The sequence below is a fragment of the Pseudomonas sp. 1L-E-NC-VB-C3 genome, assembly GCF_057291535.1.
The window spans coordinates 85,455-97,995 of the sequence record NZ_JBXAWD010000015.1 but is presented as its reverse complement, the minus strand read 5'-3'; the positions used below and the strand labels follow the sequence as shown (position 1 = coordinate 97,995).

8 protein-coding genes are annotated in these 12,541 nt (G+C 48.1%); 7 read left to right on the top strand and 1 reads right to left on the bottom strand.

Going from position 1 to position 12,541, the window contains the following annotated elements:
* Window positions 1-57: 57 nt before the first annotated feature.
* The gene (locus tag AC0Z5Z_RS22280; RefSeq protein WP_041479344.1) at window positions 58-378 is read left to right on the top strand and encodes a hypothetical protein; all 321 of its coding nucleotides are present in this window, start codon (window positions 58-60) and stop codon (window positions 376-378) included.
* 74 nt (window positions 379-452) lie between these two features.
* Window positions 453-1,010, top strand: coding sequence for a Smr/MutS family protein (locus tag AC0Z5Z_RS22275; protein ID WP_016773770.1), 558 nt, complete (start codon window positions 453-455; stop codon window positions 1,008-1,010).
* Window positions 1,011-1,152: 142 nt separating this feature from the next.
* Here AC0Z5Z_RS22275 and AC0Z5Z_RS22270 read toward each other — a convergent pair whose 3' ends face one another.
* On the bottom strand, window positions 1,153-3,198 hold the full coding sequence (locus tag AC0Z5Z_RS22270) for an acyltransferase family protein (protein ID WP_095180811.1): 2,046 nt from the start codon (window positions 3,196-3,198) through the stop codon (window positions 1,153-1,155).
* 659 nt (window positions 3,199-3,857) lie between these two features.
* Between AC0Z5Z_RS22270 and AC0Z5Z_RS22265 the strand changes: the two genes are divergently transcribed.
* The 5 genes from AC0Z5Z_RS22265 (at window position 3,858) to AC0Z5Z_RS22245 (ending at window position 12,473) form a co-directional block, all read left to right on the top strand.
* Complete coding sequence (locus tag AC0Z5Z_RS22265; protein WP_095180810.1) at window positions 3,858-5,312, top strand: hypothetical protein; 1,455 nt, start codon at window positions 3,858-3,860, stop codon at window positions 5,310-5,312.
* Between the two features lie 1,236 nt (window positions 5,313-6,548).
* Entirely contained in the window at window positions 6,549-7,661 is a 1,113-nt protein-coding gene (locus tag AC0Z5Z_RS22260) for a hypothetical protein (protein WP_485611659.1), read from the top strand.
* A 542-nt stretch (window positions 7,662-8,203) separates the two neighbouring features.
* Complete coding sequence (locus AC0Z5Z_RS22255; protein ID WP_485611658.1) at window positions 8,204-8,434, top strand: hypothetical protein; 231 nt, start codon at window positions 8,204-8,206, stop codon at window positions 8,432-8,434.
* Window positions 8,435-8,894: 460 nt separating this feature from the next.
* The gene (locus AC0Z5Z_RS22250; RefSeq protein ID WP_485611657.1) at window positions 8,895-9,782 is read left to right on the top strand and encodes a hypothetical protein; all 888 of its coding nucleotides are present in this window, start codon (window positions 8,895-8,897) and stop codon (window positions 9,780-9,782) included.
* A 543-nt stretch (window positions 9,783-10,325) separates the two neighbouring features.
* Window positions 10,326-12,473, top strand: coding sequence for a hypothetical protein (locus tag AC0Z5Z_RS22245; RefSeq protein ID WP_485611656.1), 2,148 nt, complete (start codon window positions 10,326-10,328; stop codon window positions 12,471-12,473).
* Window positions 12,474-12,541: the final 68 nt, after the last annotated feature.

Here is a 12,541-nt window from a genome sequence, read left to right as displayed (position 1 = left end):
CAGGAACAACCCGGTCAACTCCCGGTCGAAGGGCCGATACCATTGAGGAAGGTCGGAATGAAGTTATCCGATGGATTTGACGCACGCCGTTTGCGGCCCAAAGGCCAAAGCAACTGGCGTTTTCGATTTGGCGCGGCGATCTCGGCCATTCTGGCTACGTTCGGCGTGCTGCTGGCGATGGCCGGGGCAGCCAGCCTGCTCGGCCGCCCGCCGGCGCTGGGTGACCTGAACGCATCACCGCTGGGCTCGGCAATCATGCTCGCCGTCGGCTTGCTGTTTCTGTATTTCGGCGTTGCCCTGTGGCGCCGCTGCCGCCGTCGCGCACGGCAATCGCGGGAACTGAACATGGCCCCGCATCTGATGAAAAAACACGACTGACCCAACGGCCTGGCTTTTTGCCGGGCCGTTTTCTGTCGACTTGGGTAAACTGGCCGCCCTTCGCGGAGGCTGACATGCAAGACGACGATTTTTCTCTGTTCAAAAGTGCGATCCAGGGCGTCAAGCCGATCAAGCACGACCGCGCCGACACCGGCAAACCCAAGGCTGACCGCGCGCAGATTGCCAAGCTGCGTCAGTCCGCCACCGTGCGCAGCGACACCACTATCATTGATGGCTTGTCCGACCAGTTCGTGATCGACGTCGGCCCGGAAGACGAACTGATGTGGTCCCGCGACGGCGTGCAGGAAAGCCAGATGCGCAAGCTCAAGGTCGGGCAGATCCCGTTCGAAGGCAGCCTCGACCTGCACGGCATGAGCGTGGAAAAGGCGCGGGAAACACTCTGGGCCTTTCTCGCCGAAGCAACCAAATTCGAAATCCGCTGCGTGCGCGTGACTCACGGCAAGGCCGTGCGCCTCGATGGCAAGCGGCCAATGATCAAAAGCCATGTCAACACCTGGCTGCGCCAGCACGCCCAAGTCCTCGGCTTTTGCTCCTGCCAGGCCCGTCACGGCGGCGCCGGCGCGGTTTATGTGATGCTGAAACGGACGATGATGGAAGGTCGCGACGAATAATTGCGTTACACCAAATTTGCGGGCTGCGAAAACTTCCACAGATAGTTCGATAGATCTAGAACAGAATCATACCCCGGTTCTAGAAAGCCAAGGCAATAGTAAAAAGCCCGCATATCTGCGGGCCCGGCTAAAAAAGTACTAACTATTTATCTTCTGCGATATCTTTCATTATCAACGGAACCAACGTCGTCTGCGCAGCATAAACAGAAGCAACTGGAGATAGATGGCTATTATCAAATGTAGTCATTCCAGTTTTTCGATCAGAACCTAAATAAGTTCTGCATCCTTTATCAGTACACAACAGGTCAATCATCGAAACATACTGAAATCCACCCTGCCCATCGCCATACTTGCTTTTGAGCACAGCTTCGGAATCAAGAACATGCTGGACGACGCCATCTTTTAAGTAAGTCGGCGTGGACTCCCAATGTCTCTGTAATATGATCTGATTAAGCCTCCCGTCCCACAACGGGACTGGGCCCATAACAATTACATGCTTGACGCCGTAGGAGGTCAATGCAGTCGCGAGTTGAGGGAGACTGGCGGAGACATCGTGCCAGAGTACCTGACCTATAATTACCACATTAGGCCTTTGATCCTTTATCGTCTGAATCGCAAATTTATTGGATTTTTTGCAATATTCAGTAGTTGAAGCGTCGATTTCCGGAAGGTTAGGCAAACAACCGGAAGTAGCCACACTGAGAACCCCAATCTCTTTAGGTAACTCGTGTGTCACTCCGTAAATATATTGTTGCGCGTGTGAATCCCCCCAAAAAACAAGCTTCTTGGATTTGTCTGACTTGAAACATTTTTCTGCAATATTGGAAACTGGAATATTTGTGGCTGAACCTTTGAGAAAAGCATCCATATTGTACCAGTCACAATCGTACCTGAACTTACCAGGAATGTCCTGTTTCATAAAATATTGCCAATCAGGTTTTACATTTGCAAAGTACTCCGCGAACTGCTCTCTTTCGTCTTGACGAGATGGAAACCCATTTTTAGAAATGGTCGCCGCACCAATACTTATAAACACCAGAGCCCCGCAGATCAGAAGTCTGAACGCTGTGCGACCGGATATTTTTTGGCGCATAGGTATTTCGATAAACCTATAGGTCAACCATGCGAGAACTACAGATAAAACTACCATAGCACTGCGCAGTGGGAAGTCGGGTGTGCCTGAGAAAAAAATGTAAGTAAAAGAGAATATCGGCCAATGCCACAAGTAGAGCGGATAGCTGATCAAGCCAATAAAGACCAAGAAGCGTGACGACAATACTTTTTTATTAATCCAAGCGTCAGGCCCTGAAAATATTAATAGTGCTGAGCCTATGACGGGAAGCAGCGCCCAATAACCAGGAAATTGTTTATTTTTATCAATAATAGATACTGCTGTAACGACGAATGTTATACCCACAAACGAGGCCGCATTACGAAGAACCTGAGATCGAATTTTACACGAATGGGGCGATCCGAACACCGTATTGTAAGCTAACAAGCTACCAAACAGTAACTCCCAAACCCGGTATTGAGGTAGAAAAAAAACGCCCGCTGGTGTGTCGGAGATATAAAGCAAGCCGAATCCAAATGAACATAGGCCAACGAATGTTACCGCTATTGCATACGCCAACCTAGATGCGACTTTGGAAAGAACGATTATAGAAATTGGGAAAAAGAGATAGAATTGCTCTTCGACGCCCAATGACCACAAATGCATGAGAGGTTTAGTCTCAACGGTTGCGTCAAAATAACCCGACTCGGAATACATCATTAAATTCTGAACAAAACTTAAACCAGCGATCATATGCTTGCAGAGAACTTTAAACTCTGCCCCCATCATGATCACCCAGGCTGCGATAAACGACGAAAGCAGAACTATCAGGAGCGCTGGGAATATACGCCTCACACGCCGCACGTAGAAATCATAGACACTGAAACTATTTGTCGATACACCCTTGAATATAATATTGGATATCAGATACCCGGAAATCACAAAAAATATATCTACACCTACAAACCCACCCGCGAGCACGGTCGGGAACGCGTGATATATAACTACAGCAAGAATTGCGAGCGCTCGCAGCCCATCGATATCGGGACGATAACTTAAAGGTCGAACATAAAGATTATTCTCCCTCTCCGACAAAGCCTCCTTTGAACTCAAATTTTGCGCAGCACTAGAACCCATTAAATTATTTCCTTGTCAAATAATTAGCAGCACATCGCGCTGTAAAACGAAGGCTAAAAAATTGGCGAATTGTACTTTCCGAACGAAATAAATTCCAATAAAATTCAAGATAAACCAATTCCGAACGGCGCCCAACCGCCCTGCACATGATTGCAGACGCTTGAAGCACTAACTTCCAACACCCGCGTGAGCTTCACTTTGCTTTTGATAGTCGGCCGATTATTAGACACCTGTCCATCGATCACCTCGCATCTGCGGCGAAATATGATCACAGGAGCGGCTTGCACGAGCAAAATTCATAGTGCTGTTCCTCCACCCACTGAGCGCGCTCGGTTTCGAGCACAGACCTGCGGACATTCAGCTCCCCGAGCGGCTTTCTCTGGATGCGCTGATCTATTTTGACAAAAATGAGGACAAACCACCAACTCTTCTCTCAGGCCAGTTTTTGGCCACCTGCATCGGATCCTGCGTACGGAGAGAAACATTTCATGCACTGCTAAGCGACGATTCGTCCTCCCTCAGAAAGAAAAGCTCCAGGCAAAACTTATGGTAGGTCGATAAATCCGAAATTTATGCTGTAGAATTTACCAGCACATGCCCAACACCTAAAAGCTCGAGCACGTTACAGAGTTTAAAATTAAAACATCCGGAAATTAAGAATGGACACTGGCAGTTACAAGAAACCACATACTTCTAAAATCAAAACCATGCTTAAAGCCTTTAAGCACCATGAAGAGCTTTCTGCATTTTTTTTAACTTTACTTATTATTTTCACCACCCAATTCTGCATAGGCGCTATTAAATTCGTTGGCGATGCTAACGCCTACTGGCATTACAGCTCTTTCATTCTAGACTTGGATTTTCCAAAAACCATGCGAGGATATTTTTATCCTCTGGTGCTCGCCATTCCAAGATTTATAGCGAATTCGTGGCCCTCGTCCGGCTACATTGGATTTTATGTCATACAAGCGCTACTGTTCTCCTACATTTTTTCCACATTGTTACCCTATGTATTCACACGACTTATCGGAGGGAAACTCTCGATCTCCCGCCGAATACTTCCACCACTTCTCGTTGCGATATTTTTTCCAGGTCTAATGGCCTATCCGCTAAGTGATCTCCCGGCGCTATGCATGATCGTGACGAGCCTTTACCTAGCCTTAAGAGCGTCTAAACAGAAAAACCTGGCCTCATCGTTTCTATTTTTGTTTTTAGCAGGCATCACCGCTTATGGCGCCTACAACATTAGAACAATATATTTGTTCCCATTACTAATTTTAATCCCAATCATCCCGGCATTATTACTGAAGAAAAACAGTCACATCGAAAAACTTCTGCTAACAGCTTCTTTTATTGCCGGAGCGACTTTTGCTTCGTTGCCACAGATAATAATCAACTTTAAACACCTGAACTCGCCGTCACCATTTGTCATAACGGATAACAAAAATACTTCGCTGTACGCCAATCAGTTAAAGTGGGGAGTTACCATACAAAGGTATGAGACTGGATACAACTCAGAAACCGGGGGTATATATCCGATTTATTACATAGACCCTTTGGGCGAGCGTTTATTTGAAAATGCAAATCTTGGCGAAGGCGTTATTACTGTTCCAAAAATCCTTACTGCCATTGTCAATCACCCGCTTTCGTTTTTGCGAATTTATACCAAGCATTTCATCAATGGTATGGATGTCAGAGATCCGGACCCGTACACATCAACATCATCAAAGGATAGAAATTTCCGTTCTTTTACGAGCTTGTCATTGTCTGTACTAGGTGCATTTTTCTTAGTACTCGTGGTTGCCAGATCTGAAACGGGCCGAAATCCTTGGCCTCAAATACTGTCAAAAGTCACTTGGCTCGTTTTATTGTTGCTACCTGTTTTGGCGATCACACCAGGCGCGATAGAAACCAGATTTTTCCTACCATTTCACTTGATAGGCTATTGCGCCATTTCTTACGGTTTCTCAAAAAATCTGAAGAATAAATTTAGCACTAAGGAAGCATTGCTCGCTGTAGTAATATATTTGACATTAGTCTTGTCTTTTTATAACAGCGCTAGAGAGTCAGTGCAACATCCGAATTCAGCTATCAAAAAGGAATATTTTGAATAACGTATTTCTTTAGCCTCTATGTTCAATTGAAGCGCCGATCACATCAGTTGACTGATTCCGTTAAAGGAAAATCGTGGGAACTGAACAACGAGCCGGGCGCACGCTCGCGAGCGCGGTCCTTTTACCGAGAGCCGCAATCCCGTCGTAAGACTTCCCAGACCTCAAGAGGGCTGCCTCAATGATTGTCAGCGGAACGTGGCACAGTTCTAGACAAGGCCAACCTTTATTCAGGGGCTTAGCTTCGTCAGAATTCATCGCTTCGAATACTCCGCCGTCGGTATCCTGGTGCGTCTCCCTGCCCTGAAAGGTGACACTCACGAATCGGCTAAAGCTCCGCAGGGATTGCAATTTCGACCGAGGGCGCAACGCAATGCGCCCCTGGCAGACCTAGTGCCCCCCATGTGCAACAGCCACCTCTTCCACAAGGGGTCGCGGGAACCTCACACGGATGTCCGCCCCCGGCTTGCGCCGCTCCAGTCAGGTGCATGACGACACGCTTCTCCGACAAGCCGATCGTGGTCATTGAGGCGCAAATATCCAATGTCCCACCTATAAGCGCTGAGTGATTACCGTGTTTGGGCTGCCAATCAAGATTTTTGAGTTTGTCTAACACGCAAGAATGACTGGCAACAGCAGCCAAGCGGCCCCTGCTGCACTCAATATCAGGGCCAACTGGCAATACAACTACGTGCATACTTACGCTACCATAAGCCCCATGACATGCATGAACCTCGATTTCATCCCGAATCAGTTTGGCCGTAGCGTGCAAATGCCGCTTCGACTTATGCCCGTTGGATCAATCACATTCATGACTGAAGCGAAGCCGGGGCGCTTGACCAAATCCTGATTGGTACTGACAGGAACCGTCCCTCCTCTAGAACCCATACGGAATAAAGCTCTGTGACACTGGAACAGAATTACACCGCCATGTTTAGGGGTATTCAATAGGTTCTCAGGGTCAATGAAATCAGGGGCTTAGCACCGAGGAAAATCCAGAAATTCATGCTAATACACAGTTACTGGTACAGAAATTGGTACGGGATTCATATCCCACATACATCGAAAAAGCCCCGCATTACTTGAAACGATGCGGGGCTTTTTCATTGTTGAATCATGGCTTGACCGTAAATCGAATGGCGGCTATCGACCTAAAGCAACCGCCCGGGATTGCCGCCTCTCGACCGATCGCAGTCCTCCCCGGAATCGGCTTTGACGTCTAGTACAAGGACACACTAAATGAGCTTGCTGACCACTTTTGGGCCTCTCCGAGATATTCCCCTAGACAACATCGAGCAGCTAAAGGAAATACTTATCCGGTCTGACAAGAGCAGAATGCTTGAAGGATTGGTCATTGAGGCTGTGTTCAATGAGTACCTCGGCAAGCTGGTTGCTCAAGGAATCGATATTTTACCGGTTTCTCTCGTAAGGACTCTGACAGTAAAGGAAAATTCACAACAGAAATTCGTAAACTCTTGGTGGGTGTGGGACCACTCCGAGACCGGTCTAGCAGCAGCGGACCTGCGCCATCTTCTGGCCCCTTCGTCCGGTAAGGTTGAGTTCCTGTTTGATTGCTATTACGACGAGATGAGCCGTGATTTCTTCATCAAGAAATGGGGAGAGCAAACCAACATCCCTATTCAGTCTTTCATGATGAAAAAGCGAAAGCAGTCGTCTCCCCAGTTCAGGATTCCAGCGGATTCGGTGATTGACGAGAATCGATCTCAGCAAGCCTTCTGGGCCGGTCTTTCCAGCCACTATAGCGATGATCTCTTTAAGCAGGTCGTTCTTCATCGGTTGTTTAAAAACTGTGCTATACAACCTTTTTTCGAAGGTGTCTGGGACATTGACAGCTTGGCGCGATGGCCAGACAACTCTCTCATGCAGTTAGAGGTGAAGCACAAGTACCCGCGTATTGAGAAAGACTCAGGGAAACTCTTTTTTGGCATTAACAATGGTCAGTTGCAAGTAATGCAGGATTTAGCACGTCGAGGAATCAAGACGCTGCACATGATAATGGTGAAGCCAATCTGGGACAAAAATCTTGGGACGGGCTATCTCTTAAATAGAATTGGAAACCGGAAGAACGTATTGCTGTTGGCAAAGTTATTAGATGGAGGTACGTTGCGCGAGATTCGATCCAGGCCGTCATGGAAGACGGGAGAAGAGCAGTCCTTCACCGGCAAGGATGAACAGAAGGTCCGCTACGTTGGCGCGTCTGAGTTTCAACTCCTTGGCACGCTTGATGATCCAGTTGACGCCGTGGCAAGAAACATCGCCCTTGCCGCCACAGGCGCCCTCAACCAGCCTGTCACTGATCAGCTTTTGATTGATAACCAGATTCAGCGGTAAAAAATACCGGGGACAGATCACGATATTGATGCTAGCGGAGTAATCTTAGGATGACTCTGATGGCAGCGAGTGACTGCTTCTGGCCAATTCTGTTGAAAAAGTCGGTATGTCCAAATGGCCTGATCATTGACTGATGAAAGCGCCTTTTTTTCACGCCGCCACGTGAAATCCGAGCCCGGAAACCTCTGCCAGAAGTAAAGATTTCAATCTCGAACCCGTACTTTTCTGATACGCAAACTAACGCCGACTTTTTCAACAGTATCGGCCGAAAGCGGCCGCTGGCTGGCTCAGATGATGGATTCGGTGAAGGAAGCCCATCGGACCGTGGCCCGGTGGTCTAAGGTGCCTAGAGCTCGATGCGTTGTAACAATTTTCAAGCACTGCACAATGACTTCTCATCTTGCTAAATTGGCTTGCTCCGCTAATCCGTTTAGATCGTTAAAATTTGAATCTCTCCTTTTCCGTGACATTGCGAAAAGCAAAGCCTTGATTTCCAAGAAAAGATCTTAACCTTCCTAATCTTTTACTCAGGGACAATCGACATGCCTGGTAACTCAGACTCCAACATCATCACGGCCGATGTTCTGACACTGCTATTGCACAACCAGCATGCGCTAGGTGCCACGATAGAAGAAGTCACCCAGTGGATCTCTGGAACTGGCGCTAACAAAGTTGTCGATAACGCCATTGCGGCTCTGGAAACGCTAGATACTGATGCAAAAGCGATCACAGATGCGATTATGCGATTACGGCAGTGCTCGGGAATCGCGTAACGGACTAAAACTGCCCATAGCAGGCGCTCTCTGCCTTCCGCCATTACGGACATTGACCACCCCCAGCTACCGGCCACGACACATAACTAGCTGACGATAATCTTCGGTAGGAAGAGTGCAAGCAATTGTAAAGACTCACGCAGCATAACTTTATACAAGTAGAAGCACTTTGGCCCTAGCTCGCCGCAAGGCGGCAACGCGAGTCAGTTCAGTAAAGCAATAGGCAGAGGGTATCCACAATTTCCTAACGAGGTTAAGGACAAAGCAATTAATGCAAAAAAATACCGCCAAATATTGAAGCTAGATTTGGCTAAAACCACCTTTTTGCATTCCACACCAAAATCGCAGCGCACTCGGCCAAGTCGGTATTTGAAGACGTGGTAGCAATGTGATATACATAGCCATCTACCTAACGTCACTCACCCGGCGTGTAACGTATGCCGCCCAACATGGAGGTTCTATGCTGCTTTTAACTTCAGCTCTCTTTAGTACTTTAAAACCGCTAACTGATAAAAAGGTGAAGTACTACAACACTTTCATATCACAGTATTTGATGATCACAACATCAACACTTGTTGCGCAATGTAATTTGATGCCAGAGATGTTTAATGAACCAAAAAAAGTGATAGATGATCACATTGATGGCTTTATCAATGGTATACCTGAAAGATCAGCAGAGATAACAAAAACTTACAAAACTTACTGCAAATCGATGCATATTGATCCCGGAAAAGTCGTCCAAGAGGATGAGTCAAGGGTCTTTATTTCCAACTCCTTCGCGTCCAAATCGACAGCATATGGAATCTCCAACCGAGAATTGGTTATTAGAACACTAAATGCTTCCGCATTTTTAGAGTACTTCTTCCTATTTGAAAGTGCAATCACTAAGCTATATAAGGACAGGTATCAGCCAGCAGGTGAACGAAACCTCATGCTGGGAGGAAAAGACGTCATATCAAAATGTTTAATGGAAAAGTTGAAGCGTGATGGAACGGAGGCAGCATTCTTCGACGACCTCAAAGGGCGGAGTCAGTTAATTACTAACAACTCGCAACTTTCCTCAATATGGAGACTTTTAAACTTCATAAGGAACCAGCAAGTTCACAGTGGCGGAGTCTACTATGGGCGCGCAAAAAAGATTTTCGGTGCGCACGTTGAAAACATTTGCAAGACATATGACGGCCATGATGACATGACTACGGCCATTAATTTATTGCTAGATGTTCTAGAGCCAATACAACAGCAAATTGAAAAGCACGGTCACATTATCTTCAATAACTCGCTTGAAAATATCATGAGGAATTTTTCTTTATTCGTTATGGAGTCACTGTATTTAACGGAGAAATAACGCGCAAGTTAATTACCCTACATAACGCGATAATGATGTCATAACCTTCGCTCGTCATCAGTTCGTGTTCCGTGGAGCAATGCCCTTCATTTAGGAATGGATCTTTTGACGCCGTTTTAGTCAGTAGAGCCCCACACCTAGGCTAGGTGTGGAGGCTTTCTTAGAGGTGTTCGTAAATCCGTCTTGGTGACTCGTATACCATCCCTAGAAATCGGCACCCTTTGATTGAATGATGTCACTGATTCTATGGATAGGGATTCGAGCCCCTTCTGCAATCTTGCAGGCCGCTTTAGGCCACCGAAAACGGCGCTTTTGCCCTTCGCCGTTGGCGTCCAGTGGACCCAAGCGGCCTCAAATATGCCCTACTTTTGCACTAAACTGTAACGGCGGCTTTCGGCCAGAAGCGGACGCTCAGTAACGATTGATTCCGGCCAGAAGCAGACCTACATCTGAAACGCCTACTACAGAATTCGCCATGGAGTGCGACTAACTTCAAAATTATCGCTATCGTTGTAATCTCAGTTCCGTTCCCAAGGAAGACTCATGAGCGCATCGTCGATACCACTGGAAAGCGAGGTTGCAGCCTGGCTGGTACAACTGATCGAAAGCGAGGGTTTGTATGACGCTATCGCTGGAAAGGAAGACTTGGTATCAATAGCCGAAGGCGTGCGCCAGGCCCACTTCATACCCTCATTTGGTATCGACTATAGATCCAGATTAGCCTCCGCAGACGCAGCTGAGCATGTGCTCAATCAGCTGACATTGTTAGAAATCATGTCCGTCAATATGAGCATCTCTCTTACAACTGGAGAGGTGCTTCGACCGGACATTCTTTGCTTCAACCCGGAGTCAAGAACGCTGGTTGTTTTCGAGATCAAGAGAGCAGCAGAGACTGAGCGACAGACAGTCACTGAACTGGGAGGCTATGAGCAGGAGTTGAGAAACCTTCTGCCATTTGTAGGTGACTACGATATCTGTTTCGTGGTGGTAGCCACTGAGTGGTCGACCCTTTTGAACCACGCGGTTGGCGCATTGAATGCGTGGTCGGGCAAACGATGCCTCGCCCTCAAGCTTGCTATCGATGTACCCGGCAAGAATTTAAGTCTGAATTGCCACCTCCCGGAAGCTTGGCACCTAACCGGAAGCCTTGCACTCGCCCCCGACGCATTACAGACCATTAACCTGTATTTGGCAGAAGATGACCCAGACATGGACGAAAACTGGCCGCCGAGGTCAGTCATTACCGCCATGGATGTGATAGCTCGCGCTGGTGATCGAGCCGGGTCTCACGGCTTCATGATGCTCTGGAAAGATGTTAACGGTATGGGGAGAGGTGTCTGGGGCTTAACCCTTTGTGGCATTGATCCATACGCGATGTATGCATGGTGGAGAAACCATGGTTTGCCTCAGCGCGATTCCGACATCGCACTCTTCTTCGATAAAAACCTAGACGATATGCCCGGCTTGGTACCAAACTCCGTTTTTGCACACATCGATGAGGCAAGAACTCTGCTCTCTCATCGCTACGATCTTGAGCTTGGCGACGCATTTAGCTGGGAGATGCAACTCAAGGCTCTGCGCATGCAAGCCCTGCCGAGACGATTCGAGTTTTGGGGCAGCCTCGGACAATACGCCCAGAAGTTTGTCTGTAACCCAAGCGTTCGCGACCGGTATATGCCCTACATCGGGCATAATGATCTGGACTGGACAGATCCAGACGTAGCACTTCCGCTTATCCAAAATCTCGCGCAAGGCACTCCATTTTCAGGAGGACAGATAAGTTGTAGCGACGCGTTCAAAGCTGGTACCGCTATCGGGACACTTATCATAGCTCTGAGGAATGCAGCGGCCAGCGAAGCTGCGGCGTTGAAACTAGAACCGTTCGTTTGCTGGTCTCAGTACGAAGCGCTTCGTTACGCGATTGAAATGCAGCAAATCAGTGCCGGAACTGATGATATTGAGGAGCCAATTCCTACCCTGACGAATAATCCCCAGCAAAGGCTGCAGGCTGCGGAGGCGATGAGACTCTGGATTTTTTCCCACCTCCTTGGGGATGACCATCCTTTCCATCAGCATTGCTTTGAACTCGGGTGCAGCGGACCATTTCTGTTTGGAGACTTGGCTCTACGACTAGGCTATCAGCTTCCCCCAGAGCCCCGAGGGCACATGCTTGGTGAGCTCCGTGAAATCATGAAGCGAGCGATCCCGAAGGTTGCGGCCAGCGTGGGGTATCAAGTCCGCAGTGAAGCCTACAAGGCGTTTGCAGACTATCTTTCCCCCTATCTTGATATTGGGTCTTGTCACGACGAAACGTCAGTGGGGACTGCGGTCGATGCGATGCCCGATGATGAGCTGATTGCTCAGTTTCCCAAGCAGATTTTGAAAGGTATCGACATCATTATCCCTTTGGTTTTTCACCAGGCAAAAGCGGTTCCGATCTCTGCAGTCGACTGGGATTGGCTCAAAGCAGGGATTCGAGCTTTGTACGATGCTGGTAACCATCACGGAGCAGTCATCCGCCAACTGGATGGAACCATTGGCACTGGATGCATCGACAAAGGCATGACCGGCTTGCTAGTCCCCATTTCAGATCCAAAGGAGGAAGTGTACTTCTATGACAATCTCGCAGGGCACGCCATTATGGCGAAAATCACGTGGCGGAAGCTGATTGAAACGGTTACTTCCGATTAACGTGCTCCCCCCTTTTGGGCCACGGCGGCGACTCGCGCATTCCAGCAGATGACTGGCAGGAACTGGCC

Bases quoted from the DNA above. Each gene is read 5' to 3' on its own strand.
- AC0Z5Z_RS22280 (WP_041479344.1), top strand. From the start codon at position 58: ATGAAGTTATCCGATGGATTTGACGCACGCCGTTTGCGGCCCAAAGGC.
- AC0Z5Z_RS22275 (WP_016773770.1), top strand. From the start codon at position 453: ATGCAAGACGACGATTTTTCTCTGTTCAAAAGTGCGATCCAGGGCGTC.
- AC0Z5Z_RS22270 (WP_095180811.1), bottom strand. From the start codon at position 3,198: ATGGGTTCTAGTGCTGCGCAAAATTTGAGTTCAAAGGAGGCTTTGTCG.
- AC0Z5Z_RS22265 (WP_095180810.1), top strand. From the start codon at position 3,858: ATGGACACTGGCAGTTACAAGAAACCACATACTTCTAAAATCAAAACC.
- AC0Z5Z_RS22260 (WP_485611659.1), top strand. From the start codon at position 6,549: ATGAGCTTGCTGACCACTTTTGGGCCTCTCCGAGATATTCCCCTAGAC.
- AC0Z5Z_RS22255 (WP_485611658.1), top strand. From the start codon at position 8,204: ATGCCTGGTAACTCAGACTCCAACATCATCACGGCCGATGTTCTGACA.
- AC0Z5Z_RS22250 (WP_485611657.1), top strand. From the start codon at position 8,895: ATGCTGCTTTTAACTTCAGCTCTCTTTAGTACTTTAAAACCGCTAACT.
- AC0Z5Z_RS22245 (WP_485611656.1), top strand. From the start codon at position 10,326: ATGAGCGCATCGTCGATACCACTGGAAAGCGAGGTTGCAGCCTGGCTG.